This is a genomic window from Kitasatospora sp. NPDC101235 (assembly GCF_044767505.1).
Taxonomy (GTDB): domain Bacteria; phylum Actinomycetota; class Actinomycetes; order Streptomycetales; family Streptomycetaceae; genus Kitasatospora.
The window spans coordinates 722,578-749,213 of sequence record NZ_JBIWNZ010000001.1; the positions used below are offsets into that span (position 1 = coordinate 722,578).

The 26,636-nt window shown below is 74.5% G+C and carries 21 protein-coding genes; 8 read left to right on the forward strand and 13 right to left on the reverse strand.

Translation table 11 applies throughout. The features are described from left to right. Positions 1-163: 163 nt before the first annotated feature. The 3 genes from ACIRRH_RS03375 to ACIRRH_RS03385 all read right to left on the reverse strand — a co-directional run bounded on the left by ACIRRH_RS03375 (position 164) and on the right by ACIRRH_RS03385 (position 2,132). Positions 164-898 (reverse strand): DUF305 domain-containing protein, encoded by a 735-nt coding sequence (locus ACIRRH_RS03375; protein WP_403060988.1) that lies wholly within the window; start codon positions 896-898, stop codon positions 164-166. Then, positions 895-1,560 carry a DUF3105 domain-containing protein gene (locus tag ACIRRH_RS03380; RefSeq protein ID WP_403060991.1) on the reverse strand — a complete coding sequence of 222 codons (666 nt, stop codon included), beginning with the start codon at positions 1,558-1,560 and terminating at the stop codon, positions 895-897. The genes ACIRRH_RS03375 and ACIRRH_RS03380 overlap by 4 nt, the downstream gene beginning before the upstream one ends. Before the next feature lie 104 nt (positions 1,561-1,664). Then, complete coding sequence (locus ACIRRH_RS03385; protein ID WP_403060994.1) at positions 1,665-2,132, reverse strand: hypothetical protein; 468 nt, start codon at positions 2,130-2,132, stop codon at positions 1,665-1,667. Between the two features lie 387 nt (positions 2,133-2,519). Here ACIRRH_RS03385 and ACIRRH_RS03390 point away from each other — a divergent pair, with 387 nt between their 5' ends. Next, the gene (locus ACIRRH_RS03390; RefSeq protein ID WP_403060997.1) at positions 2,520-4,163 is read left to right on the forward strand and encodes a hypothetical protein; all 1,644 of its coding nucleotides are present in this window, start codon (positions 2,520-2,522) and stop codon (positions 4,161-4,163) included. A gap of 151 nt (positions 4,164-4,314) precedes the next feature. Here ACIRRH_RS03390 and ACIRRH_RS03395 read toward each other — a convergent pair whose 3' ends face one another. From ACIRRH_RS03395 to ureA, 4 genes are all read right to left on the reverse strand, one after another. Next, the gene (locus ACIRRH_RS03395) at positions 4,315-4,914 is read right to left on the reverse strand and encodes a TetR/AcrR family transcriptional regulator (protein WP_403061000.1); all 600 of its coding nucleotides are present in this window, start codon (positions 4,912-4,914) and stop codon (positions 4,315-4,317) included. 92 nt (positions 4,915-5,006) lie between these two features. Beyond that, a complete protein-coding gene (locus ACIRRH_RS03400; RefSeq protein WP_403061003.1) occupies positions 5,007-6,056 on the reverse strand; it encodes an agmatine/peptidylarginine deiminase in 1,050 nt (349 codons plus the stop codon). Between the two features lie 16 nt (positions 6,057-6,072). Continuing rightward, positions 6,073-7,794, reverse strand: a complete 1,722-nt coding sequence (locus tag ACIRRH_RS03405; RefSeq protein ID WP_403061006.1) for an urease subunit alpha — start codon at positions 7,792-7,794, stop codon at positions 6,073-6,075. A gap of 97 nt (positions 7,795-7,891) precedes the next feature. Continuing rightward, a complete protein-coding gene (gene ureA / locus ACIRRH_RS03410; RefSeq protein ID WP_363388046.1) occupies positions 7,892-8,602 on the reverse strand; it encodes an urease subunit gamma in 711 nt (236 codons plus the stop codon). 736 nt (positions 8,603-9,338) lie between these two features. Between ureA and ACIRRH_RS03415 the strand changes: the two genes are divergently transcribed. Both ACIRRH_RS03415 and ACIRRH_RS03420 read left to right on the forward strand, forming a co-directional pair. Then, a complete protein-coding gene (locus ACIRRH_RS03415; RefSeq protein ID WP_403061010.1) occupies positions 9,339-9,725 on the forward strand; it encodes an ATP-binding protein in 387 nt (128 codons plus the stop codon). Between the two features lie 354 nt (positions 9,726-10,079). Beyond that, on the forward strand, positions 10,080-12,509 hold the full coding sequence (locus ACIRRH_RS03420) for a SpoIIE family protein phosphatase (RefSeq protein ID WP_403061013.1): 2,430 nt from the start codon (positions 10,080-10,082) through the stop codon (positions 12,507-12,509). Positions 12,510-12,673: 164 nt separating this feature from the next. Here ACIRRH_RS03420 and ACIRRH_RS03425 read toward each other — a convergent pair whose 3' ends face one another. From ACIRRH_RS03425 to ACIRRH_RS03440, 4 genes are all read right to left on the reverse strand, one after another. Then, positions 12,674-13,597 carry a (2Fe-2S)-binding protein gene (locus ACIRRH_RS03425; protein WP_403061016.1) on the reverse strand — a complete coding sequence of 308 codons (924 nt, stop codon included), beginning with the start codon at positions 13,595-13,597 and terminating at the stop codon, positions 12,674-12,676. Between the two features lie 160 nt (positions 13,598-13,757). Next, positions 13,758-14,600: a hypothetical protein gene (locus ACIRRH_RS03430; RefSeq protein ID WP_403061019.1), complete on the reverse strand. Its 843-nt coding sequence runs from the start codon at positions 14,598-14,600 to the stop codon at positions 13,758-13,760. A gap of 251 nt (positions 14,601-14,851) precedes the next feature. Next, on the reverse strand, positions 14,852-15,700 hold the full coding sequence (locus tag ACIRRH_RS03435) for a hypothetical protein (protein ID WP_403061022.1): 849 nt from the start codon (positions 15,698-15,700) through the stop codon (positions 14,852-14,854). Positions 15,701-15,874: 174 nt separating this feature from the next. Then, the gene (locus ACIRRH_RS03440) at positions 15,875-16,492 is read right to left on the reverse strand and encodes an NTP transferase domain-containing protein (RefSeq protein WP_403061025.1); all 618 of its coding nucleotides are present in this window, start codon (positions 16,490-16,492) and stop codon (positions 15,875-15,877) included. Positions 16,493-16,622: 130 nt separating this feature from the next. On the opposite strand from ACIRRH_RS03440, the gene moaA reads away from it, so the two are divergent. The 3 genes from moaA (at position 16,623) to ACIRRH_RS03455 (ending at position 20,196) form a co-directional block, all read left to right on the forward strand. Continuing rightward, entirely contained in the window at positions 16,623-17,618 is a 996-nt protein-coding gene (gene moaA / locus ACIRRH_RS03445) for a GTP 3',8-cyclase MoaA (RefSeq protein ID WP_403061028.1), read from the forward strand. Between the two features lie 152 nt (positions 17,619-17,770). Beyond that, on the forward strand, positions 17,771-18,547 hold the full coding sequence (locus ACIRRH_RS03450; RefSeq protein WP_403061031.1) for an HNH endonuclease family protein: 777 nt from the start codon (positions 17,771-17,773) through the stop codon (positions 18,545-18,547). A gap of 83 nt (positions 18,548-18,630) precedes the next feature. Next, positions 18,631-20,196 carry an alpha/beta hydrolase gene (locus tag ACIRRH_RS03455; protein WP_403061034.1) on the forward strand — a complete coding sequence of 522 codons (1,566 nt, stop codon included), beginning with the start codon at positions 18,631-18,633 and terminating at the stop codon, positions 20,194-20,196. Positions 20,197-20,268: 72 nt separating this feature from the next. Here the strand turns inward: ACIRRH_RS03455 and ACIRRH_RS03460 are convergent, their stop codons facing one another. Both ACIRRH_RS03460 and ACIRRH_RS03465 read right to left on the reverse strand, forming a co-directional pair. Next, on the reverse strand, positions 20,269-22,710 hold the full coding sequence (locus tag ACIRRH_RS03460; protein ID WP_403061037.1) for a glycosyltransferase family 39 protein: 2,442 nt from the start codon (positions 22,708-22,710) through the stop codon (positions 20,269-20,271). Between the two features lie 73 nt (positions 22,711-22,783). After that, positions 22,784-23,905 carry an alpha/beta hydrolase gene (locus tag ACIRRH_RS03465; RefSeq protein WP_403061040.1) on the reverse strand — a complete coding sequence of 374 codons (1,122 nt, stop codon included), beginning with the start codon at positions 23,903-23,905 and terminating at the stop codon, positions 22,784-22,786. Between the two features lie 153 nt (positions 23,906-24,058). Here ACIRRH_RS03465 and ACIRRH_RS03470 point away from each other — a divergent pair, with 153 nt between their 5' ends. Both ACIRRH_RS03470 and ACIRRH_RS03475 read left to right on the forward strand, forming a co-directional pair. Beyond that, positions 24,059-25,009: a hypothetical protein gene (locus ACIRRH_RS03470; protein WP_403061043.1), complete on the forward strand. Its 951-nt coding sequence runs from the start codon at positions 24,059-24,061 to the stop codon at positions 25,007-25,009. Between the two features lie 188 nt (positions 25,010-25,197). Then, positions 25,198-26,636 (forward strand): putative Ig domain-containing protein (locus ACIRRH_RS03475; protein ID WP_403061046.1); only part of this gene is annotated, 1,439 nt, incomplete at its 3' end.

The window sequence follows — 26,636 nt, forward strand, 5'->3', positions numbered from 1 at the left end:
CGGGGGGGGGGGGGGGGGGGGGGGGGGGGGGGGGGGGGGGGGGGGGGGGGGGGGGGGGGGGGGGGGGCGGGGCCGGCCCGCCCCCCCCCCCCCCCCGCCCGTCCGGGGAACGCGCGGAGCGTGCAGGGCGCACGGGACGACGCAGAGCGTGCGGAACGACCGCTCAGGAGGCGGGCACGCCGGGGGCGGCGCCGCGCTCCTCGAGCATGTCGGTCATCAGCTGGAGCTCGGAGGTCTGGGCGACCACCATCGACTGCGCGAGCCGCTTCTCGGCATCGTTCCCGGCCTTGTCGACGTAGCCCTGGGCCATTTCGACGCCGCCCTTGTGGTGCTCGATCATCAGCTGGAGGTAGTACACCTCGGCGTCCCGCCCGCTGAGCGTGCGCAGCTTCGCGATCTGGGTGTTGGTGGCCATGCCGGGCATCAGCGAACCGTCGTGGGCCTGGTACTCGTGGCCCATCTTCATCCACGCCATCGGCGTGGCGGTCGAGTGCTGGGACAGCCCCCACTGGTCCAGCCAGCCCATCATCATCCCGCGCTGGTTGGCCTGGGTGTTGATGATGTCGAAGGCCAGGGTGCGGGTCGGCTCGTCGGCGGTGCGGTCCCGGACGACGAACGACAGGTCCACCGCCTGCTGGTGGTGGGTCGCCATGTCGCGGGCGAACCCGGCCTCGGGGGAGTCGTCGGCCGGGACGGCCAGCGTGGACGCGCCGGACGCCGAGGTCCCGCTCGCGACCAGGGCCGGCACGCCGAGCGCCAGCGCCACGGTGGCGGCCAGCGCGGCCGGCAGCCACATGCGGCGGCGGCGCGGGGCCGCGCCCTCCTCGACGGCGTCCGTCGCGGTGTCCGCGGGGTCCTCCGTCACGGCCTCGTCGGGACGGCCCGCGTCGGCGGTCACATCTGCCCCATGGTGCAGGAGGCACCCGGCTCCTGGGTCTGCTTGCCCTGGACGTACTTGGTGAAGAACTCCTCCACCCGCGGGTCGCTGGCGCTCTCCACGATCAGCTGGGTGCTCCAGGCGTTCAGGGTGATGGTGCCCGGCTCGTCCGGGTACGGGCTCATCATCGAGTACGGGGTCTTCTTGACCTTGTCGGAGAGGATCTTGAGGTCGTCCGGCGTGGCCTTGCCGTTGTACGTCACCCAGACCGCGCCGTGCTCCAGCGAGTGGACGGCGTGCTCGTTCTCGAGCGGCTGGTCGTAGACGTGGGCCATGCAGTCCGACCAGATCGCGTTGTGGTCGCCGCCGACCGGCGGGGTCATCGGGTAGGTGACCTTGTCCTTGACGTGGGTGCGGCTCAGTTCGCCGAAGGTCTTCACGCCCGGGATGTCCGCGTTGGCGGCGGTCTCCTTGTCCTTCTTCTTCTGGTTCTGGTCCATGACGAGCCAGGTGCCGGTGGCGATCGCACCGATCACCAGTACGCCGGCCGCCACCGAGGCGATGATCTTGTTGCGGCGGTCGCGGCGCTGCTCGGCGGCGCGCAGCTCGGCGATCCGGGCGCGGCGGTCGAGGCCGTCCTGCTTGCCGCCGGGCTTGTTGGACTGCTTGGAAGCGGAACCCATGGTGGTCGTCCTTGTCCCCGCCGCACCGGTCGGTGACGGCGGTCAGCTGGAGTGGGAGGAGCGGCGGATCCGTCGGCGGCCGCGCCGCCGGCGGTGGGTTCCGCTCAGGACCGGTGGACCTGGAGTTCGTGCAGGTCGGGCACCGGGTGCGAGCCCTCCAGCAGACCGGCGGGCACCACCCGGGGCAGCGCCTCGGGCGCGGCCGGGGTCAGCGGTGACACCGCGGGCTGCGGCTGCGGCGGTGGGTTCGGCAGTTGGGCGTCCTGCGGGCAGAACGGGTGGCTGGAGCAGCCGTTGTTGCGCGGCGGCTCGCCGCCGGCGGTGCAGAGGATCCAGTGCCCCTGCTCCTCGGCCGTCCGGTGGTGGTCCGAGGGCTTCGCGGACTTGGTGACCTTCGCGGCGTGGCCGGTGTAGGAGGCCTGGCCGATCGCGACCTGGACGCTGACCACGCTGACGACGGTGACGGCGCTGACCGGGGCCGGGGGCGGCGCCGGATGGCCGGGGTCGTCCACCGCCTTCGCCTGGCCCGCGCAGGGCAGCAGCGTCAGCAGCGCGACGAGCAGCAGGACCAACAGTCCACCCGCCGGGCGGCCCGCGGATGCGGCCGTCCCCGGTCGGGGCGAACTGGGGGCCGACGCGGTCATGCGCACATTTAATCAGCCGAACGAGTGATGCGATGCCCCTCATCGGCCCCCATTTTCGGCGGCCCGCACGCCCGGATGACCAGGAAACGCCCTGCTCCGGACACATCCGGCAAGCACGGACGGAATGGAAGCGGACGAGCGGATGACGTACCCGGTGCCGGTCCGGCGAACCGGCTGGTGAGCGCGGTGGCCGGGACTTTCCGATGGGTGACCGGTTGTCGCCGAAACCCGGACAGGGTCGTCGCAGGTGGAGAACAATGTCGTCAGCCCGGCCCGCCGGGGCGGCGCGACCACGGAACGACCAGGAGCCGCCAGATGAGCAAGCAGGGTGCACCCGCACAGCCGCACCGGCCGGACGACGGCTGGTGGGACGCCGTCTACGACGGTCCGACGGGCACCCTCCCCGACACCCCGCACGCCGACCCGGGGGCCGGCAGCGTGGACGACTGGTTCGACACGGCGGTCGGGCTCATCGGGCAGCAGCGGTCGGCGGAGCCCGAGCCGGGGCTGGAGCCGGAGACGGTGCCGGAGCCGGTGGGGGCGGCTGCGGCGGAGGTGCCCGCGCAGGCTCCTGGGGCGCAGGACGGGCAGGGCGCTTCGGGCAACCGGGACAGCATCGACGACTGGTTCGACACCGCGGTCGGCGTGATCGGCGGAGCGGAGGGGATCGGGCGTCAGCGGACCTCCACGGAGACCCACCAGTTCCCGGCCCCCGCCTTCGCCGACGACGCACCGAAGGCGGCGCAGGAACCGGAGCCGGTGCCTGAGCCTGAGCCCGCACCTGAGCCGGAGGTCGTACCGGTCACGGACCCGGTCTCGCTGGAGAAGCCCACCCCGCCGCCCGCCTCCGAACCGGAGCCCGCCGTCGCCGAGGAGGCGACGGAGGCGACGGAGCCGCAGGAGACGAGGGAACCCGAGGCCTCCGCTCCCGCCCCCGAACCCGAACCCGTCCACACCCCGGAACCCGACCCGGAGCCCGTGGCCCAGGCCGCGGCCGTCCCGGACCCCCGTCTGGCCATCCGCGCACCGCGCGCCGACGGCGGCACCGCCGTCCCGCACGTCGGCGAACGCCCCCCGACCTACGGACCCGAGCCGACGGCCGTACCCGAGGCGGACCCCGGCGCACTGCGCGCGCTCGTACCGGACACCGTGCTGGACGGCGCCCAGTACGGACCGTCCGTGCTGCGCGCCGCCTCCGTCCGGGGCGACTGCGCGCGCTACCGGGGCGAGCCGCGCCGCGATGCCCTGCTGGTCACCCGGTTCGGCGAGGGCCCCGACGGGCTGCTGCTCGCCGTCCTCGGCGGCTTCGACCGGGCGGGCGGCGCCGAGGACGAGGCGGTCACCCCCCAGGCGGTCGCGGCTGCCACCGGGAAGGCGTGCCACCAACTCGCGGCCGCGATCGGGCGCAGCCGGGCCGGCCTGGCCGCCGACCTGCGCGACGGCGCCCGCGACCGGCTCCGCTACGGCCTCCAGCGCCTGGCCACCGCCGCGGCCGCCCCGCTGCGCGCCCTGGCGCCCCGGGCGGAGGGGGATGACACCCCGTCCCCGGCCTCACTGCACTGCCTGTTGGTGTCGCTGGACCCGGAGGCCGGCTACCGCGTGGCCTTCGGCGTCGGCCCGGGCGGGCTCTACCTGCTGCGCTCCGGCCACTGGATCGACGCCTACGCGGCCCGACTGCTGCACCATCCGGACGGCCAGCCGCCCGTCCCCGAGGCCCCGGTCCCCGGCCCGCGCCCGTTCCGCTTCCGGCTCGTCCCCGCGACGCCGGGCGACATCCTCCTCCTCTGCACGCCCGGCCTCGCCCGCCCCGTCGCCGACGAGCCGGCCGTCGCCCACTTCCTCTCCACCCACTGGGCACACCCCCACCCTCCGGGCACCGTCGACTTCCTCCGCCAGGTCCAGGTCCGCGCCAAGGGCTACGCGGACGACCGCACGGCCGCCGCCGTCTGGACCGAGTGACGCCGGACCGGCCTACGATTCCACTTCAGCGCAGGAAGTCGGCTGGGCCGACTTCCTGCGCGCTGCCGTGTCATGGCCGCCCCTCCTCCACCGCGCGCAGAACCGGCCGGCGGGCCCGTGGCGGGCCCCGCCGCAGTGGCCGCGGGCGGGTTCAGGTGCGCAGGAGGATGCCGGTGACGGCGATGGCCTGGGCGAGGGCGGCGGGGCGGTGGGCGTCCGGGAGGCCGATGGCGATGGGGACGGAGAGGCCGTCGAGCAGGGCGCGGATCTGCACCGCGCGGTCGGCGGCGGGGCCGGGGGTGAAGTGGCCGGCGGCGGCGCCCTCCTCGATGAGGGCGACCAGGTCGGCCTGCCAGGGGGCCTCGATCTCCTGCTGGCCCCGGCGGATCTCGGCGCTCGCGGGGGAGCGGCCCCACACCTCGACCCAGAGGATCCAGCGCGGGTCGCCCGCCCCCTCCGGCAGGTAGAGGCGCAAGTAGGCGTCGAGGCGCTGCCAGGGGTCGAGGACGCGGTCGGCGAGGGTCTCGCGGCGGCGGGCGCCGAGCTGCTCCTCGCTCCAGCGGAGGGTTTCCAGCAGCAGCTGGTCCTTGCTGCCGAAGTAGTAGAGCAGGTGCCCGGCGCTCATCTGGAGCTGCTTGCCGAGCCCGGCCATGGTGAGTTTGGCGAGCCCGTGTTCGGCGATCGCGGCCCGGGCGGTGGCGAAGACCTCCTCGCGGGGGCGCGCCGGCCGGCGCGGGCGGGGGTCGGCCATGTGCGGATCTCCTCGGTGGAACGGAGCTCAGAAGGCTACCGAAGCGGGGTGGGGGAACCGCCCACTCCCGCTTCGGCAGCCGTAGCAGCAGGTCAGAGTGCCTTCGGCTGCTGCTGGGTGATGCAGTGGATGCCGCCGCCGTTGGCGAAGATCTCGCGGGCGTCCACGAGCTCGACGGTGCGGCCCGGGTAGGCCTCGGCGAGGATGGCGGCGGCCTCCTGGTCGCGCGGGTCGTCGAAGGCGCACAGGACGACCGCGCCGTTGGCCACGTAGTGGTTGATGTAGGAGTAGTCGACCGGCTCGCCGTCCTCGTCCAGCAGGACGGTGGGGGCGGGCAGTTCGATGACCTCCAGCGGTCGGCCCTGGGCGTCGGTCGAGGCGCGCAGCACGGCGGCCAGCTCCCGGCAGACCTCGTGGTCCGGGTGTGAGGGGTCGGGCTGGACGTGGGCGACCACGACGCCCGGGCGCACGAAGGAGGCGACGATGTCGATGTGCCCGCGGGTGCCGAACTCGTCGTAGTCGCGGGTGAGTCCGCGCGGCAGCCAGATCGCCTTGGTGGTGCCGAGGAAGGCGTGCAGCTCGGCCTCGACCTCCTCCTTGCTCCAGTCCGCGTTGCGGCCCTCGCCGAGCTGGACGGTCTCGGTGACCAGCACCGTGCCCTCGCCGTCGACGTGGATGCCGCCGCCCTCGTTGATCAGCCGGGAGGCGAAGCGCTGCACCTCCGTCAGTTCGCTGATGTGCTCGGCGATGTGCTGGTCCTTGTCCCAGCGGGCCCAGGACTGCGCGCCCCAGCCGTTGAAGATCCAGTCGGCGGCGGCCAGCGAGCCCTTGCCGTCGATCAGGAAGGACGGGCCGATGTCGCGCATCCACGCGTCGTTCAGCGGGCGTTCGACGATCTCGACCCGCTCGGAGACGTACTTGCGCGCCTCCGCCGTCTCACCGGTGTTGACGATCAGCGTCACCGGTTCGTACCGGACGATGGTGTCGGCGACGGCGGCCCAGGCCTGGCGGGCGGCGTGCAGCTGCTCGGGGCCGTCGAAGGTGGGGTTGGCGGTGGGGAAGGCCATCCAGGTGCGGTCGTGCGGGTGCCACTCGGCGGGCATCCGGTAGCCGAGCGAGGCGGGCGTGGCAGTGGTCATCATCGAGTCCCTAGGTGAATCAGAGGAAGTAGAGGCGGCTGAGCGAGACGCTGTCCGCGGGTTCGGAGCGCAGCGGCGCGCCGTCCAGTGAGACCAGCCCGGTCTCGGTGACCTCGACGTGGCCGACGCGGGCGTTGCGCACCATGTCGCGCGGCCCGATGCCGCGGGTGCCCCGTACGCCGACCCGGCGGCGGCGGGTGGGCAGCCCGTCGGCGGCCCGGTCGAGGTAGGCGCCGTCGGCGGCCGCCTGGGCGACGAAGGCCACCGAGATGTCGGCGGCGGTCGCGCCGTGGGCGCCGAACTGCGGCCCCAGGACGAGCGGTTCGCAGCGGTCGGTGGAGGCGTTGGGGTCGCCGACCACGCCGTAGGCGGGGAAGCCGGCCTTGAGGACCAGCTGCGGCTTGGCGCCGAAGTGGTCCGGGCGCCACAGCACGATGTCGGCGAGCTTGCCGACCTCGATCGAGCCGACCTCGTGGGAGAGGCCGTGCGCGATGGCCGGGTTGATGGTGAGCTTGGCGATGTAGCGCAGCACGCGCTCGTTGTCGTCGCCGCCGTCCGTCGTCCCGTACGAGCCGGTGCCGTCGAGCGGGCCGAGCTCGGCCTTCATCTTCCCGGCCATGGCGAAGGTGCGGCGCACCGTCTCGCCGGCCCGGCCCATGCCCTGGGCGTCGGAGGAGGTGATGCCGATGACTCCGAGGTCGTGCAGCACGTCCTCGGCGCCCATGGTGCCGGCCCGGATGCGGTCGCGGGCCATCGCGGCGTCGCCGGGCAGGTCGACCTTGAGGTCGTGCGCGGAGACGATCATGTCGAAGTGCTCGCCGAGCGCGTCCCGGCCGAACGGCAGGGTCGGGTTGGTGGAGGAGCCGATGACGTTCGGCACGCCCGCCATCTTCAGCACGTTGGGGACGTGCCCGCCGCCGCAGCCCTCGATGTGGAAGGCGTGGATGGTGCGGCCTTCGAGGACGCGCAGGGTGTCCTCGACGGAGAGGCACTCGTTCAGGCCGTCGGTGTGCAGGGCGACCTGGACGTCGTACTCCTCGGCGACCCGCAGCGCGGTGTCCAGCGCGCGGGTGTGCGCGCCCATGTCCTCGTGCACCTTGAAGCCGGACGCGCCGCCCTCGGCCAGCGCCTCGATCAGCGGGGCCTCGTCGGAGGACGAGCCGCGCCCCAGGAAGCCGATGTTGACGGGCCAGGCGTCGAAGGAGTTGAAGGCGTGGCGCAGCGCCCAGGGCGAGTTGACGCCGACGCCCCAGACCGGGCCGAACTCCTGGCCGATGATCGTGGTGACGCCGGAGGCCAGCGAGGCCTCCATGATCCGCGGGGACATCAGGTGGACGTGGGTGTCGATGGCGCCGGCGGTGGCGATCAGGCCCTCGCCGGAGACGATCGTGGTGCCGGTGCCGACGACCACGTCCACGCCGTCCAGGGTGTCCGGGTTGCCGGCCCGCCCGATCGAGGCGATCCGGCCGCCGATCAGCCCGATCGAGGTCTTGCGGACGCCCTGGACCGCGTCGATCACCAGCACGTTGCTGATCACCACGTCGCAGGTGTCCCGGACCGCGGCGGGCTTGAGGTGCAGGCCGTCGCGGGCGGTCTTGCCGAAGCCGGCCAGGAACTCGTCGCCGGGCCGTTGGGAGTCGGACTCCACGCGGACGATCAGTCCGCTGTCGCCGAGCCGGACGCGGTCCCCGGCGCGCGGGCCGTGTACGGAGATGTAGTCGTGGGGGGTGATCGCCGTCATGCTCCGGCCTCGCTTCGCTCGGCGGACCACGCCGGTGCGGCCGCTCTGTTCGACTGCTCTCCGCCGGCCTTCGGCCGGGGATGACCCCACCGCTCGCTCATGAGGGCACCTCCGCGTCGTCGAAGCCGGTCAGGTAGCCGGTTGCGCGGGCCTTCGCCAGGGCGGCCTCCTTCGCGCCGGGCGCGTCCAGCGGGCCGTCCACGAGCCCCGCGAAGCCGATCGCGACCCGCTCGCCGCCGATCGGCACCAGGCCGACCTCGACGGTGGTGCCCGGGTCGAAGCGCACCGAGGAGCCGGCCGGGACGGCCAGATGGGTGCCGTAGGCGGCGGCACGGTCGAAGGCCAGGCGCGGATTGGCCTCGAAGAAGTGGAAGTGCGAGGTGACCGAGATCGGCACCCCGGAGGTGTTGTGGACCGGGAGCAGCAGCGTCTCCTCGATCGGGTCGTAGCCTGCGCCGTCGCCGATCAGCGCGCCGCCGGGGGCCTCGTCGCCGAGCGAGCCGGCGCCCTTGAACGGGTCGTTGACGACGGCGAGGCGGGTGCCGTCCTCGAAGACGGCCTCGACCTGGACGACGGTGACCACGTCCGGCACGCCGGGCAGCACGTCGTCGGCGGTCAGCACGGAGCGGCCGGCCTCGATGGCCTCGGCCAGGCGCAGGCCGTCGCGGGCGGCCTCGCAGACGGTGTCCGCGATCAGGGCGGTGGCCTCGGGGATGTTGAGGCGCACGCCCCGGGCGCGGCGGGCGCGGGCCAGCTCGGCTGCTGTGAAGATCAGCAGCCGGTCCCGCTCGGTGGGGGTCAGTCGCACGGTTCCTCGCTCGCGGTCGCCGGGGAGGGGGTCGGCTCGGGGCCTTGAGGCCTCGGGGCTCGGCAGGGGCTGCCGGGGCGATGTTAGAACGTCGTTCAAACATCTCGGGTCATTGAACCCGCACCGGGCCGCCCTGTCCAGCGTTGCCGCTCCGCGGGCGTTCGGCTTGCTGGGCGGGGGAGGGGGGTGAGGGCGGGTGCGGGGGCCGGGAGAGGGAGAGGGGCCCGGCGGGCGGTGGGAAGGGTGGCGGGTTCGGCTTGCCGGGCGGGGTGAGGTGGCCCGTGAGCCGGCGTCCGGGCCCCGGCGCGCGGCGGGAGCGGGGCAGGGGGCGTGTGGTCGGGTGCGCGGTCCGTACGGGCGCCGGGTGTGCGCGGGATCGGGGTGCGGAGTCTTCGAAAACGGCCTCTGCGCTTCGCAAACCTGTCCGGCGCGGGCAGTTGGATCACGCGGACCACCCCGTGCCCCTTTCACCCCACGTGATCGGACGCACACTGTTGCAAACGCCGTCAACTGGGCATGAGGATGAGTGGTCAGAACGAGGGGGCCACCCGGCCGGCGGGGGATCCGGGGGCGGGGGGCCCGGATTCCAGGGCGGGGGCATGTGTTGATGGACGGTCAGTCGCGATTCCCGCGGCAGCGGACGAGTTCCGGCGACGCCTACCGGTCCGGGCCGGTCCAGGCACCGGCCGGCAGCACCGGGACGACCCTGCCGGGCACACCGGCTCCGGGTTGTGCGGTGCACCGACGGTTGCACGTCGCGCTCGACCCGGCGGACCTGGTCGGGGTGGGTGCGGTCCGGCGGCGGCTGCGTTCGGCGCTGAGCCACTGGGGGGTGCCGGAGCTGTCCGACACCGCCGAGCTGCTCTCCTCCGAGCTGGTCACCAACGCACTGCTGCACACGGGCAACGGTGCGGTGTTCGACGCGGTGCTCGGCTCGGACCACCGGCTGCGCATCGAGGTGCAGGACGGCGCCGGCAGACTGCCCGGCCGCCGGCGCGATCCGGAGGCCGAGTACGCGACCTCGGGGCGCGGCCTGCTGCTGGTGGAGGCGCTCGCGGACTCCTGGGGCGTGCAGCTGCGCGGCGACGGCAAGGTCACCTGGTTCGAACTCGCCCTGCCCTGAGCCTGGGGCCCGGGCCCGGGGCCGGTACCGGCGCCGCGTCGTTCCGATCCCTGCCGGGCCCGATCCCCACCGGGCCCGGCCCTGCCGCACGATGGTTCGCCATCGATTGATTCGCCGTCGAAGGAAGCCCTGAACAGAAGGCGGGACGGAAGATTTCCGGCCCGTTGCCATTGCCGCTCGGCCGAACATTGGCCAGGATGGTGGGAATGTGTGTCCACGTGCGGGGAGCAGCGGGGAGCCTAACCTCGACTGGCCACCGTCCGTCGCACCGTCCTATCCAGCACGACCGATCACACCGCCACGCGGCCCGTCCGGACGGTCGGCGCGGTCCGCCACGGCAGCGGCAGGAGCAGCATGCCCACTGAGCCCGAGTCGCCGGGGCCGGCGCTACCTCCCGGCGCGGCGCCCGGCGTCGAGCCGCGGACCGTGGAGCCGCGGACCGTGGAGCCGCGGACCGTGGAGCCGCGGACCGTGGAAGCGCGCACCGCCAGGCCGAGAGCCGTCGAGCCGCGCGTCGCCGAGCAGCCGGGCGCCCTGGAGTCGCGCACCCCCGGGCAGCCCGTCGCCGGCCCCGCCACGGCCGGGACCGGCCGGGCCCGGCCGCCGGCCCAGCCCTCGCGCCGCGGCTCCGCGGTGCGCCCGTCCCCCAGCCTCGCCGCCGCCCGGCTGGCGCCCGTGCTGTCGGGCGGACTGCCGCCCTCCTCCGCCGACACCATGCCGGACTGGCTGGAGCCCGCGATGGCGGCCAACGGCATCGGCTCCTTCGACTGGGACATCCGCCGCGACGTCCTGGAGGGTGACCAGCGGGCCTGCGCGATCATCGGACCGGAGGTCCTGGAACAGGGCCGCTTCGACCGCACCGCAGCCTCCTTCCTGGCCCTGCTGCACCCCGAGGACGCGCCCGTGGTGCGCCGCCGGGTCGAGCGCGCGGTGGCCGAACTGGGCCAGTGCGGCGCCTACTACCGCACGATCGGGGCGAACGGCGGCATGCGCGCGGTGCGCTTCCGCGGCCGGGTGCTCGCCGACGCCTTCGGCCGGGCCTCCCGGATGGTCGGCTTCGTCTGGGACGCCACCGTCGAACTGCACAAACGGGACCGCGCCGACCGGATGGCCCTGCTGCGCGAGGAGCGCTCCCGGTTCATCAAGGAGGCGGCGCGTGCCCTCTCCGAAGCCGTCACCGTGCGTGACGTGGCCCGGGTGTTCACCGAGCTTCCGCTGCCCGGACTGCCGCCGGACGGCCTGGTGCTGGCCTCCTTCGAGGCCGGACGGGCGCAGCTCCTCGGCGCCTCCGGCTACCGCGCCGAGTCGCTGGCGGGCTGGGACCGCACCGTGCTGCCGCCCGGCCACCCGGCCGCCGAGGCGCTGCGCCACCGCGTGCCGGTCTTCGTCTCGACCCGCGAGGAGTTCCGCGACGGCTACCCCGAGGCGTGGGAGCTGACCAGCCGCACCGGCCGGGGCTCCTGGGCGTACCTGCCGCTGGTGGCCAGCGGCCGGGCGATCGGCGTCTGCGTGGTCAGCTTCGACGACGAGCGCGAGCTGGACGCGGACGAGCGCACCCTGCTGACCACCCTGGGCGGGCTGGTCGCCCAGTCGCTGGCCCGGGCCCGGCTGCACGACGCCGAGCACGAGCTCGCGGCCGGCCTCCAGCGGGTGATGCTGCCGCGCACCGTCCCGTCCGTCCCGGGCGTGACCACCGCCGTGCGCTACCTCGCGGCCGGCTCCGGCCTCCAGATCGGCGGCGACTGGTACGACGTGGTGCCGCTGCCCGGCGGGCACGTCGGTCTGGTGATCGGCGACGTCCAGGGCCACGACGTGCACGCGGCCGGGATCATGGGCCAGCTGCGGATCGCGCTGCGCGCCTACGCGGCCGAGGGCCACCCGCCCGCCGCCGTGATGGCCCGCGCCTCCCGCTTCCTCGCCGACCTGGACACCGACCACTTCGCGACCTGCACCTACGCCGAGGTCAACGTGGACTACGGCGTGGTCTACGCCGTCCGGGCCGGCCACCTCGACCCGGTGGTGCGCCGCGCGGACGGCACCGCCGCCGTGGCGCCGGTGGCCGGCGGGCTGCCGCTGGGCATCGACCCGGACCAGGAGTACCGGGTCACCAGGTTCAGCCTGGACCCGGGCGAGACCGTGCTGCTCTGTACCGACGGCCTGGTCGAGGCGCGCGGCATGGACCTGGACGAGGGCGTCTCCCGGCTCACCCGGGTGCTCGCCCGCCCGCTGCCGGACGCCGCGGAGGCCGCCCGCGACCCGCTGGAGGAGCTGGCCGACCGGATCGCCTCCCAGGCCGCCGACTCCAGCGAGCGCGAGGACGACATAGCGCTGCTGCTCCTGCGCTGGGACGGCCCGGCCGGCGGTCTGGCCGCCCAGCAGCTGCGTCGCCGGATCGGCCAGGCCGACCTGGCGCGGGTCGCCGAGGTCCGGGCCGAGCTGCGCGACGCGCTGCGCCGCTGGGGCGTGGCCGAGTTCATCGACACCGCCGAGCTGCTCTCCTCCGAGCTGGTCACCAACGCCATCCGGCACACCGACCGGGACGCCATGTTCACCGCCCGGCTCTACCGGGAGCCGGAGGCGGACGGCGGCAGGGCCCGGCTGCGGGTCGAGGTGGAGGACGAGTCGGACCTCTGGCCGACCCGCCGGACGCCGGGGGAGCAGGCCTCCTCCGGGCGCGGGCTGATGCTGGTCGAGGCGCTCGCGGACTCCTGGGGCGTGGAGCCGCGCGGCTCCGGCAAGCGGATGTGGTTCGAGCTCAGCGGGACGGCGGTGGCAGCGGCCTGAGTCACCGTCCGGTCTGCGGTCCGCCGTGCCGCCCGGGCGCCGCCGTCCGGGGACTCCCTGCGGCGGCGCCGTTCCCCGGAGCGCTCCCAGGGATCCGTGCCCGCGGTGGAGGAGGCGGATCCCCGGCTGCGGAGCGGATGGTTGCGGATGGCTCCCGGAATTCGTCACCGCCGGGTGACGCGCGGACAGCCGTTGCACATGTCCTTCGGGTCCGCCGTGTAGACGAGGCAGCAGCTGGCCCGGAACCGGTCCGGGCCCGGCGCGCCGTCGCACCCGGGAGCCGGGGGTGCGAAACCGGCGCCCGGGGTGAAGGGAGCAGGGGCCGGAGCGGGATGGTTGCCCGCGCCGGGCGTGTGCGCGGGGTCGGGGGGCTCGCCGGGTGCCAGCAGCGCGGACAGTTCGGTGCGCGCCCGCTCCTGCTCCCCGAGCAGCCCTCCCGCGTACCAGAGCCCCTCCACCGTCGCGTCGGTGGCCATCGCCCACAGCACCCGGCGCCCGCGCCGCGCCTCCGGGCCGAGGGCGGTGAGCACCGGGGCCAGGAACCCGCCCAGTGCGGACCGCAGGGCCGCGGCCAGCGCCTGTTCGTCCGGCACCGTCCGGGCCTGCCCCGCGCCGGCCGCCGGGTCGTCCGGCAGGCAGGCGAACTCCGTCGGGCGGACCGTCAGTTCGACGGCGCCGGGGTGTCGGCGCAGCGCGACGTCCCCGAGGGTGAGCAGCGGGACGCGCCGCTCCAGGAACCACGGCAGCGTGAACAGCAGCGAGACCGGCCAGACGAAGCGGTGCAGCCCGAAGCCGGCCGCGACGTCCGGGCGCAGCGGCTGCCCGTAGCGGGCGAGGCCCTGTCGGGCGTCGTGGGCGATCAGCTCGCGCACCGCTTCGGGGCGGGCGGCGAGGTCGGCGGCGGGCAGCCAGCCGTCGCCGCGCCGTGGTGGGGCGCAGCGCACCGTCAGGACGGGGGAGAGCCCGGACAGCCGGTGGTACGAGGGAGCGCCCGGGGCCGTGGGGGCGGGAGCGGGGACGGGGGTGCGCGCCCCGGTGGTGCGGGGGGCGTGCGGCCGGGGGCCGGGCCGGGTGCTGCTCGCGGTCATGGGCGGCCCCATCGGGTCGACCGGGGCGCCCATGGTCCGCCCGGCGGTGCCCGGCGGCGGTGGCGCGCCGGACGCGGCCGGACCGGGGCATGGCGGTGCCCGGGGAACGGCAAGGCGACCCGGCCGGGGTACTGCTCCCCCCGGCCAGGTTAGCCTCACCTTAGCTGATCGTGCCCCGGGTCTCGCTCGTGATGCGCCCGTCCGGGGGAGGCCCCGGCGTGCGGGTGGCGCCCAGCTGGCGCGCGAGCCAGACCGGAACCCCGCCCAGGGCTGCCACCAGCCGGGCGGCCTCGGCGCGCAGCCGCGCGGCCTCGGGCGGCTCGGACACCTCGGCGAGCGCCGCGAGCGCCGGCGCCACCCCCACGGTGAAGCCGAGTTGCTCGCGCAACCGCAGTGAGGCGTCGAAGCCCTCCCGGGCGTTCCCGCGCTCCCCGCGCGAGAGCGCCAGTGCGGCCAGGTGCCGCCAGGTGTACGAGCGCAGCAGCTCGTCGCCGCGCTCGCCGGCGCCCTCGTGCGCCCGGCGGTAGGCGATCCAGGCGGCGCTGCGGTCGCGCAGCAGGTTCTCGGCGACGAGTCCGCGCCGGAAGTCCAGCAGCGGGCGGCCCGGGGCGTCCGGCGGCAGCAGGGCCGAGGTGCGGCCGAGCGCGGCCTGCGCCTCGTCCAGCCGGTCCCGCGGGCCGAGCACGCTCGCCACGTACGCGAGGAAGCCGCGGGCGCAGGCGGCGGCGGCGCGCTGCTCGGTGCCGGAGGCCATCGCCTCCGCCAGGCGCAGCGCCTGTTCCGCCTGGGTCCAGTGCGCGGCGGTGAACAGGCACTGCTCGATGAGGAGTTCGGCCCGCCCCAGGGCCGCGTCCGGGTCGTGCTCGGCGGTCGGCCGCAGTAGTTCGGCGGCCTCCTGCCAGCACCCCCGGGACCTCAGCCGCCACACGGTGTCACCCGGCTCCTCCGCTGCCGCCCGCCCCCGCCCGTCCGGGCCGCTCGGGTCCCATCCGTGCTCCGACAACGCCACCTCCTTGTGTGCGCCATCCGGCAAGGGCGCGGACCCGCCCCTGGGGCCCTGCCGTCACGACCCGCACGCATGGCGACGGCAGGGCGAAAGGCCCGCGCTGTGGCGGCAATTCAACACGGGGGTGAGCTTGTGCACCAGATCACGAGCGAAGGTTGTTGCTTTTGCGGGCAAAATGATCTAGAGGGGCGCGGGAGAACCGATCCAGGGGCGGGAGGGAGGGGCGGGCCGGCGGGCCACCCGGTGGCTCAGGAGGTCCAGCCGGTCTCCATCAGGGCCTCGGCGGCGCCGTTCGCGGGCTGGGGCACACCCGCCAGGTCCAGGCTGAACAGGGCGACCAGCAGCTGTTCGCCGCGCACGGTGGCCTGGTGCGAATAACCCGCGAGGGTGAACATGGCGGCGGCCATCTCCTCGGCGTGCAGGGTCTGGAGCCAGAGGCACTCGACCGACTTCACGTCGGCGGGCTCGGTCCAGGTGTCCACCTGGGCGACCATCCGGCTGCCCAGCAGGGTGACCCCGTCGCGCTCCTGGGCCTCGGTCAGCTCCAGGTCGTCGAAGCCGAGCCACTCCAGGTAGCGGGCGGCGGTGAACACCGCGTCCTGCGAGGTGCGCACCGGGTGCGGCCGGAACGGTGCGCGGTGGCGGAACGGACGGGAGCGGCCGGCCGAGGGCGGTGCGGGCGGGGCCGGGGCGGGCGCGTTCACCGGGTGGCCCGGGTACGGGCGGGCGGCCTGCGGGCCGGGGGCGGCGAGCGGGGCGGCGGTGCCGGTGCCCAGCCGGGTGGTGCGGTCCACCGGCAGCCGGACGGTGGCGCCGCAGTTGCAGGTGAACTCGGGCTGCGGCCACTGGTCGGAGCGGCCGCAGTGCGGGCAGCGCATGCTCAGCCAGGAGTCCTCCCAGGACCGGAAGCGCACCTGCACCGGGACGCCGCCGCGCAGCAGCGGCACCTTGAGCGAGGCGCCGCACGGACAGGGGAGGGAGGGCGGTTCGTAGAGGTGCTCGCGGCGGCAGGCGGGGCAGCGGATCGCCCGGGCGCCACCGCCCGGCCCCGGCCGCGTGGGGTCGTGTCCGGTGAAGTCGTCGGGCAGTCCGGCCATCGCGGGCTCCGTCCGTCGGTGTCGGGTGGTGGGACGTATCCCATGCTCCCCCGAAATGTCCGGCGCCGGACGCGGAATGGGGCAATCCTCAGGGACGGATCAGGGAATCCTGCCCACCCGGGTAGGGGTGGAATCCTTCCCGAGGGGGATGCTCGGCAGGCCCGACCGGGACGTTCACCCGGCGGACCAGCGGGCCAGGTCGGCGGGGGTGTCGAGGTCGTCCGGGGCGGCGACGTCGGCGCACTCGACCAGGACGAGCTCCGCCGCGTGCGCCGCCAGCAGGGCGCGGGCCCCGGCGTCGCCGCGGGCGCCCGCCGCCGCCTCGGCGAAGTGCCGGGCGCCGATCAGCACCGGGTGCCCGCGCGTCCCGCCGTAGGCCGCCGCGGCCAGTTCGGCGCCCGCCCGGTGGGCGGCCAGCAGCCGGGCCACCGCGGCCGGGGTGACGCCCGGGGTGTCCACCAGCATCACCAGCGCGGCCGAGGCCTGCGGCGGCAGCGCGGCCAGGCCGGCCCGCAGCGAGGAGCCCATGCCCCCCGCCCAGTCCGGATTGCCGACCAGCCGGCAGCCCGGCAGGTGCGCGGTGGCCCGCACCCGCTCGGCCTCCGCGCCCAGCACCACCGTGACGTCCGTGCAGCCGCCGGCCCGGACCACCGCCACCGCGTGCTCCACCAGCGGCCGGCCCCTGTACCGGAGCAGCGCCTTGGGCCGCCCGCCGAGGCGTCGGCCGCCCCCGGCGGCGAGGACCAGGGCGGCGACCGGGGCCGGTCCGGCGGGTGTCGGCACACTCTGCATGGGGCCAGCCTGCCCGGCCGGGGCCGGGGCGCGCATTGTGGGAAGCCACAAGCGCGAGCCGCACGCGGCGGCCGCGCCCCGGCGGTTCGGCCGCTGGCCGGGCCGGGCCCGGGCCGCCTGTACTGGGGCGATGAACACCGCACCGCGCCCCCTGGTGGACCGCTTCGGCCGGGTCCACACCGATCTGCGGGTCTCGTTGACCGATCGCTGCAATCTGCGCTGCGCGTACTGCATGCCGGCGCAGGGGCTGGAGTGGCTCGGGCGTGCCGAGGTGCTGGGCGACGACGAGGTGGTCCGGCTGGTGCGGATCGCGGTGGAGCGGCTGGGCGTGCGGTCGGTGCGGCTGACGGGCGGGGAGCCGCTGCTGCGGCGCGGGCTGGTGGGGCTGGTCGGGCGGATCGCGGCGCTGGGGGCCGAGGTGTCCCTGACGACGAACGGGATCGGCTTGGCGCGTACGGCGGCCGGGCTGCGGGAGGCGGGGCTGGGGCGGGTGAACGTCAGCCTCGACACCTTGCGCCCGGAGCGCTTCGCGGCGATCACCAGGCGGGACCGCATCGGTGACGTGTTCGCCGGGCTGGCGGCGGCGAAGACGGCCGGGCTGGGGCCGGTGAAGGTGAACGCGGTGCCGGTGCGCGGGGTGAACGACGACGAGATCGCGGAGCTGGCCGGCTTCGCCGTGGCGCACGGCTACCGGATGCGGTTCATCGAGTCCATGCCGCTGGACGCGCAAGGGGCGTGGGACCGTTCCGCGATGGTGAGCGCCTGCGAGATCCTGGCGCGGCTGGAGGAGCGGTTCGACCTCGTCCCCGCCGGCCGGCACGGCAACGCCCCGGCGGAGGAGTGGCGGATCGCCGGCACGGATGCCGTCGTGGGCGTGATCGCCTCCGTCACCCGGCCGTTCTGCGGCGGCTGCGACCGGGTGCGGCTGACGGCGGACGGGCAGCTGCGCACCTGTCTGTTCGCCACCGAGGAGTCGGACCTGCGGGCGCTGCTGCGCGGGGGCGCCGACGATGCGGCGATCGAGGCGGCCTGGCGGGTGGCGTTGGCGGGCAAGGGGCCCGGGCACGCCATCGGCAGCGCGGAGTTCGTCCGTCCCGACCGCCCGATGTCCGCCATCGGCGGCTGACCGCACGACGGGAACGGGGGCGGGGCGCAGGACATGAACGGGTGTGAGCTTCGACATGCTCCTGGACATCGCGTGGCGTCGGCTTGACCTGCTCTTGGGGTGGCTGATCTGCTGGTTCGCCGTCAACCCGCCCCTGACCTCGGGAGTTCTCCGTGCCCGCCCGCCGCACCACGCTGTCCGCCGCCACCGTGTTCCTGATATGCGCGCTCGCGCTGGTCGGCTGGCTGATCGGCGGCCGCGACCACAAGTCGACCGGCCCCAAGGCCGACGGCGGCACCGCCGCCCCCGCCGCAGGCACGGGCACCAGCCCGCTCCAGAACCCGGACGGCACCAAGCCCGGCCTGGCGCCGCTGACCACCCCCGAGGAGCAGAAGGCCGGCCGGGACGTCATCGCCAAGGTCACCACCGCCGCCGTCGGCACCAAGGACGGCTACGACCGCAACGAGTTCGGCCCGGCCTGGACGGACAGCGTCGAGGGCGTCCCGTTCGGCGGCAACAAGTGCGACACCCGCAACGACCTGCTCGCCCGGGACGGCACGGCAGTCGAGCACAAGGACGGCTCGGACTGCACGGTCACCGCGATGACCATCTACGACCCGTACACCGGCAAGACCGTCCAGTGGACCAAGCAGCAGGCCACCAAGATCCAGATCGACCACGTGATGCCGCTCTCCTACGACTGGCAGATGGGCGCCAGCAAGTGGGACAAGGCCAAGCGCGTCCAGATCGCCAACGACCCGCTCAACCTGATCCCCGCCGACGGCTCGCAGAACGCCTCCAAGGGCGATTCCGGCCCGGCCACCTGGCTGCCCGCCAACACCGAGATCCGCTGCTCCTACGCGGTGCGCTTCGCCCAGGTCTCGCTGAAGTACCAGCTGCCCGTCACCGAGGCCGACAAGAAGACCATGCTCCAGCAGTGCGGCGGCTGACGAAACGTTAATCCACAGCGGCAGAGGGCGGGTGCGATGTGCCCCGGGCGCGGGCCGGATGGTATTCGTGGGCGGTGTCCCCGATGACTTCCCGGCTCCCCCGGTCGCCCGGGCGCGCCCTGCCCGCCCTCGCCGCCGCCCTCGCCCTCGCCCTGCCGAGCGGCTGCACGGGCGCCGCCCGCCCGGCCGACCGGCGGCCGCTGGACGAGCGGGTCGCCGCCACCGCGGCCCCCGCCCTGCGCGCGTTCTACGACCAGCGGATCGACTGGCGGCGCTGCTCCGACGAGGACGACGCCGACCCGGACGCGGCCGTCGTGCGGTGCGCCACCCTCAAGGTCCCGCTGGACTACGCCGACCCGGGCGGCCGCACCGTCGACGTCGCCCTCGCCATGGTGCCCGCCGCCGACCGGAAGCAGCGGATCGGCGCCCTGCTGCTCAACCCCGGAGGCCCCGGCAACTCCGGCGTCGACATGGTCCGTTGGGGCTGGAAGGGCTACCAGGGGCCGCTGCACGACCGGTACGACCTGGTCGGCTTCGACCCGCGCGGCGCCGGGGACACCACCCCCGTCCACTGCCTGGACGACCGCACCCGCGACCAGTGGGACGCCACCGACGACCCGGCCTACGACCACGGCCGGACCCTCGCCGAGGCCTGCCGCGCCCGGCACGCCGACCTGCTCCCGCACCTCGGCACCCGCGACACCGCCCGCGACCTCGACGTGCTGCGCGGCGCCCTCGGCGAACGCAGGCTGGACTTCCTCGGCTTCTCCTACGGCACCCACCTCGGCGCCCGCTACGCCGAGGAGTTCCCCGAACGCACCGGTCGGCTCGTCCTCGACGGAGCCGTCGACCACAGCGTCCCCGCGACGCGGCTCGGCATCGAGCAGGCCGTCGCAGCCGAGGCCGGGCTCCGGGCCTTCGCCGCCGCCTGCGCCACCGAGGACGGGCCGGCCTGCCCGCTCGGCGCAGACCCGGCCGCCGCCCCGCAGCGCCTCGCCGGCTTCCTCGACGGACTGCGCGAGCGCCCGCTGCGCGCTGCCGACGGCCGCACGCTCACCGCCGCGCTCGGCTGGGACGCCGCCCTGGACGTGCTCGCCGACGGCCACCGCTCCTGGCCCCGACTGCGCGAGGCCCTCGAACCGGCCGTCACCCGGAGCGAGGCCGAGGGCCTGCTCGCCCTCGCCGACGGCGCCGACGGCCGCGGCGAGGACGGCCACTACCGGACACCGGCCGACGCCTACGCCGCCATCTCCTGCGCGGACGGACCGCCGCCGCCCACCGAGGCGGAACTGCGCCCGGCCCTCGCCGAACTCGCCGCCCGCGCCCCGCTGACCAGCGGACACGACCCGGTGGGCACCCTGCTCGACCCGGACTGCCGCGCCTGGCCGTTCCGTTCGCCCGAGCCGCCGCAACCGGTCCGGGCACCGGGCAGCGCTCCGGTCCTGGTGATCGGCTCCACCAAGGACCCGGTCACCCCGTACGTCTGGGCGCAGCGGCTTGCCGCCGGGCTGGAACACGGGGTGCTGCTCACCCGGGACGGCGACGGGCACACCGGGTACGACAAGAGCGGCTGCGTCCGGGACGCGGTGACCGCCTACCTGGTGGACGGCCGGCTGCCGGCGGCCGGGACGCACTGCCCGTCCGACTGAGCGGGCCGGGCACCGCGAAGGGGGCGCGCCGCGCGAACGCGGCACGCCCCCTTCGGGGTCGCGGACCCACCGTCAGGAGGTGGGGGCCGTCAGGTCGTAGAAGGTGGTCGAGCCGACCGTCTTCGCGGTGAAGTGGGTGGTCACCCAGGACTCGATCTGGGCGGACTCGTTCTGCTGCCCGCCCTCGTCGCCGCCGGCGCCGCCGAAGCCCCGGTGGGAGCCACCGCCGATGAACCAGTGCACCTTGCCCTCCTGGACGTACTTCCGGAAGCCGGCCAGGGTCAGCGAGGGGTCGGTGCCGTTGAACCCGCCGAGAGCCATCACCGGTTCGCCGGTGGCGAGTTGGTAGCCGGCGGCACTCTGCGAACCGATCGCGGCGGCCGCCCAGGTGTAGTGGTCGGCGTTCTCCTTGAGCATGGCGGCGGCCTCGTCGCTCACCTTGGGGCCGTCGAGCAGGCCGCCCATGCCGCCGGGGGGCATGCCCTCGGGGGCCTGCGTACCGGGCATGCCGTTGGTGCCGGTACCGGTGCCGGCGTTGTTGCCGTCGCCGCGCTCGTGGCGGCCGTTGGTGTGGTCGGTGCCGGTGCCGGTGCCGCCGCCCGGGAAGGCGAACCCGCCGGAGAAGCCCCCGCCGTTCTGCCCGCGCGGTGCCTGGCCGCCCGGGAAGCCCTGCTGACCGCCCTGACCGCCCTGACCGCCCTGACTGCCCTGGCCACCCTGGCCACCCTGGCCGCCCTGGCCGAACCAGCGCCCGTTGCCGCCGCCCGGGAAGCCCTTGGCGCCGTTGCCGCCCTTGCGCCCCATGCCGCCCGGCCCGAACGCGCCCTGCACGCCCGGCCCGGCGGTCACGATCGAGCCGGTGTGCGGGGAGTTCACGGTGTCCACCGCGTACGCCGCCGGGCCGCCGAGCGCCGCCGCCAGGCCCACCAGGCCCGCCACCGAGGCGATCCGCGCGCCGGTCCGCCCGGAGGCCCGGCCGGCGAACTGCCCGGCGACCAGCGCGGCCGCCGCCACCAGCCCGCCGACCAGCACCGCCCAGCGCAGCCACGGCAGGAAGCCCGAGCTGCGGCCGAGCAGCACGAACGCCCAGACGGCCGTCACCGCGAGCGTCCCGGCCAGCACCAGTGCCCAGGGCAGCCGGTGCCGGGCCCGCCACAGCCCGTCCACACCCATACCGACCAGCGCCGCGACGGCCGGGGCCAGCGCCACCGTGTAGTACTGGTGGAAGATCCCGGACATGAAGCTGAAGATCAGCGCGGTGGAGAGCAGCCAGCCGCCCCAGACCAGGAAGGCCGCACGGGCGGTGTCGGTGCGGGCGTAGCGGCGGGTCGCCCAGAGGCCGGCCACCAGCAGGATCAGCGCGGCCGGCAGCAGCCAGGCGATCTGCCCGCCGACGTCGGTGCCGAACATCCGGGTCAGACCGGTCTGGCCCCAGCCACGGCCGCCGCCGGGCACCGCGCCGCCGCCCGGCAGGTCGAGCCCGGCCGGCATCCGGCCGCCGCCGCCCACGCTGCCGCGCTCGTTGCCGTCCACCCGGCCGAGGCCGTTGTAGCCGAAGGTGAGCGAGAGGAAGCTGTTGTCCTGCGAGCCGCCGATGTACGGGCGGGCCGAGGCCGGCATCAGCTCGACGATCGCCACCCACCAGCCGCCCGAGGCCAGCAGCGCCACGCCCGCGAGCAGGGTCTGCCGTACCCGCCGCCAGAACCCGGTGGGTGCCACGACCAGGTAGATCACCGCGAAGGCGGGCAGGATCAGGAAGGCCGCCAGGGTCTTGGTGAGGAAGGCGAGGCCGAACATCACCCCGGTGAACAGCAGCCACCGGGTGCCCGCCGCCTCGACCGCCCGCACCAGCCCGTACGCGGCCAGCGTCAGCAGCAGCACCAGCAGCGCGTCCGGGTTGTTGAAGCGGAACATCAGCGCCGCGACGGGGGTGAGCGCCAGCGCGGCGCCCGCCAGCAGGCCGCCGAGCGGGGAGAAGCGGCGGCGCACCGTCGCGTACAGCACGCCGACGGTGGCCGCGCCCATCAGTGCCTGCGGGGCCAGCACCGACCAGGAGGAGAGGCCGAAGATCCGCGCCGAGAGTGCCATCGGCCACAGTGCGGCCGGGGGCTTGTCGACGGTGATGAAGTTCGCGGCGTCCGAGGAGCCGAAGAAGAAGGCCTTCCAGCTCTGGGAGCCGGCCTGCACGGCGGCCGAGTAGAAGGAGTTGGCCCAACCGGAGGCGCTCAGGCCCCACAGGTAGAGGACGGCGGTCGCGGCCAGCAGCGCCAGCAGGGCCGGGCGCACCCAGGCCGGGTCGTCCGCGCGCCCGCGCCAGGCGCGGGCGGGGAGGGTGCGCAGCCGGCCGGACCAGGAGGCCGGGCCCTTGCGGCTGACGGGCGGCAGGGGCTGCTCGGGGAAGAGCGGTGCCGGGTCCGGCCGGACCGGGTCCGGTCCCGGCACCTCCGGCGGCGGGTGGTTCGCGGCCTCGGGCCACGGTTCGCCGGCCGGAGGGGAGTAACTGCTCGTGGTCATGCGCCACACGGTGGGTGGCGTGGCTGAGAGAACCGTGAGACGGGGCTGTGAGGCGGGTGTGATCTGTCGGGTGTCAGGCCGATGGCGGCATGGCTATGTGCTTGCCCAGCCACTCCAGCGCCGGGGGGATCTCCCGGGTCCAGGTGTGGAAGTTGTGGCCGGCGGTGTCCAGGGTGATGGTGGACATCTTGGTGGGGGCCTTGAAGGCGGCGACCATGTCCTTGGTCTCGTCGTAGTTGTTCTCGTCGTTGGCGGTGGTCAGCAGCAGCGAGACCGGGGCCGGCGGCTGGTTCTTCAGCCGCCACAGCAGGTCGTTCTCCTGCTTCAGCTGGGCGCTGCCGCCGAACAGGTCGCCGGTGGTCGGGTCGTGGGCCGCGCTGTAGTAGCCGGAGAGCGCGACCGCCGCGCGGTAGGAGTCGGGCTTGCGCAGCGCGAACTTGAGCGCGCAGTAGCCGCCGGTGGAGTTGCCGATCACCGCCCGGTTGGCCGGGTCGGTGCCGATCCGGTAGGTGGTGGCGAGGGCCTTGGGCAGGTCGGTGGTGAAGAAGGTCTCCACCTGGGGGCCGTTCGGCACGTCCACGCACTCGGTGTCCCGGTCGCCGACCAGGGTGGGGCGGGTCATCACCAGGACGGTCGGCGGCAGCTTCTTCTGCTCGATCGCGGCGAGCGTGGACGCCGGGTACTGCATCAGCGAGATCAGCTTCTCCGGGGTGCCCGGGTAGCCGGTGAGCACCAGGGCCATCGGGAAGCGCTGCTTGGCGAAGTCCGGCTGGAAGTACTGCGGCGGCAGGTAGACGTACGCCTCGGTGGTCAGCCCGCTGCCGGCTCCTTTGACGTCGACCTTCTGGATCAGGCCGGAGCGCTCCGGGTCCGAGCCCTGGGAGGAGTAGAACCTCTGCTCACCGGTGACGGACACCCCGGAGGCGTTCGGCGCGTGGTCGACCACGGTGCCGAGCCCGCCGCTGGTGCCGAGCAGGTCGGTCCAGGAGCTGTAGAAGCCGAAGTAGCTGTTGGCGATCAGGCCCATCGCGGCGAGCACCGACACCTGGGTGGCCAGGAAGGCGCCGATCCGGCCCAGCCAGGACTTCCAGCCCTTCCCGCCGAACCGCGGCCAGAGCCACATGGTGGCGGCGAAGACGGCGATGGCGAGGACCGAGGTGATGATCTGGAGGGGAAGTCCGGTGAGACTGAGCACGAGCCCGATCGTAGTTGACCTCCGGAGACGGCCCGGGGCGGCCCCTCGGAGGTGGCCGCCGGGTATCGGGTTGACGGGGTCGTTCGTGCCCGGGACCATGTGTCGCCGCGCGAGTGCGCGGTGTGCGCGCGGTCAGGCTACCGAGGGTGGGTCATGAGGTTCGTGGGGTCCGAGCGGTTCGTGGGGAAGGCCGGCCTGGCCGTCGGCACGGCGCTGGTGCTGGCGGCCTGTTCCGGTGGCGGGGGAGGCGGTTCGACCGGTGGTTCGTCCGCGGCGGGGTCGGCGGGTCCGGGGGTCTCCGCGAAGCCGACCCCGACCCCGGCGCCGTACGGCCCGGTGCTCAGCGCGAGCGTCGACCCGGTCACCACCGCGCTCGCCCAGGTGGCCGGCGCCAAGAGCCTGAGCGACCTCGACACCGTGCTCGGCGGCGTCGTCACCAGCGCGCAGGGCGCCGCCAAGACCCTGAGCAAGGCGGACAAGCCGCCGGCGGTCTCGACGGAGCAGAGCGAGCTGGTGGAGGCGATGACCTCTCTCGCCACCGATGCGGGCAAGGTCCGCAGCGACATCAAGTTCCACGACGTCTGTGCCCTGAGCTCGGCCGAGGCCGAACTGGGCACCTCCCAGGGGCTGGCGGCGGTGTCGGCGGCCCTCACCAAGATGACCACGGCCGGATATCCGACCACCTTCGCCGTGCCGCCGCTGCCCCAGCAGCAGTCCCGCTCGCTGGACAACGGCACCATGGTCCGCAAGGGGAAGCTGCGCGGCGAGGGCGCGTTCAAGGTCGAGAACGGCGGCAAGACGGACGCCGTGGTGTCGCTCGCGCTGAACGGCAAGGCGGTGCACTCGGTCTTCGTCGGCAAGGGGCAGCACGCCGACGTCAAGGGCGTGGAGGACGGCACGTACGAGGTCTACGTCTCCGACGGCGCGGACTGGGACTCCGACGCCAAGGGCTTCACCCGGGACTGCCACTTCACCAAGTTCGAGGACACCTTCTCGTTCGAGACCGGCCGGACCGTGACCTCCTGGGAGATCACCATCCAGCCGGTGGTCGACGGCAACGCCAAGACCGTCGACGTGGACCCGAACGCCTTCCCGCAGCCGTAGCCGTAGCCGTAGCCGTGGCCCGTAACGGGCATACCGGGACGGGTCGTTGCCCTCGGGTGGCACGACCCGTGCCCGGCAGTGGCGAGTTCGGTCGCAATGGTTGACCTCTTGAAGTGGCCATGGCACTTTCGTGCGGCGTGGGCGTCGGCGACCAGTCGTACACCCCGCGATCCCCCACAAGGAGAGCCATGTTCAAGAGACTTGTCGCGGTGGCCGGTACGAGTGCCGTCGTCGCGGGTGGCCTGGCCTTCGGCGCCGCCCCCGCGCACGCCGTCCAGGCGGCCGACCTGACCGCCACCATCGCCCTGAGCAACTGCTCGGCCTCGCTGGTCCGTTACCCCACCTCGGTGGCCGGCGACCGGGCGATGATGCTCACCAACGGGCACTGCCTGCCGACCATGCCCCCGGCCGGCCAGGTCATCCAGAACGCGAGCGCCAGCCGCAGCGGCACCCTGCTCGACGGCGCGGGCAGCAGCCTGGGCTCCGTCCAGGCCGACAAGGTGCTCTACGCGACCATGACCGGCACCGACGTCGCGCTCTACCAACTCACCGACACCTACGGGTCGATCAGCTCCAAGTACGGCGTCACCGCGCTGACCATCAACGACTCGCACCCGGCCGACGGTGCGTCGATGTACATACCCTCGTCGTACTGGAAGCAGGTCTGGAACTGCTCCGTCAACGGCTTCGTGCCGACCCTGCGTGAGGACGCGTGGACCTGGCACGACTCGCTGCGCTACAGCTCCGGCTGCAACACCACGCACGGCACCTCCGGCTCGCCGATCGTCGACTCCGCCAGCGGGCGGATCATCGGCATCAACAACACCGGCAACGACGACGGCGCCATGTGCACCCTCAACAACCCGTGCGAGGTGGCCGCCGACGGCACCACCAAGGCCTACAAGGGCCAGAGCTACGGCGAGGAGACGTACTGGTTCACCACCTGCCTGAACTCCAGCCGGGTCATCGACCTCAACGTGTCCGGCTGCCTGCTCACCAAGCCGGCCGGCAGCGGCGCCGTCTCGGTCACCAACCCGGGCAACCAGTCCACCGCCGTCGGCGGCGCGGTGAACCTCCAGATCAACGCCTCCGGCGGCACCGCCCCGCTGTCCTACGCCGCGACCGGCCTGCCCACCGGGCTGTCGATCAACTCCTCCACCGGTGTCATCGCCGGCACCGCCTCCACCGCGGGCAGCTCCAACGTGACCGTCACGGTGACCGACGCCGCGGGCAAGTCGGCCTCCACCGCCTTCACCTGGACCGTCTCCGCCGGTGGCGGCAGCTGCACCCCGGCGCAGCTGCTGGGCAACGAGGGCTTCGAGACCGGCGCCGCCACCCCGTGGACGGCGTCCAGCGGCGTGGTGAACAGCAGCACCTCGCAGCCGGCCCGCAGCGGTTCGTGGAAGGCGTGGCTGGACGGCTACGGCTCCTCGCACACCGACTCGCTGTCGCAGACGGTGAGCATCCCGTCGGGCTGCAAGGCGACGCTGAGCTTCTGGCTGCACATCGACACCGCTGAGTCGGGCAGCACTGCGTACGACAAGCTGACCGTGTCGGTGAACGGCACCACGCTGAAGACCTACTCCAACGTGGACGCCGCGGCCGGCTACCAGCAGCGCACCTTCGA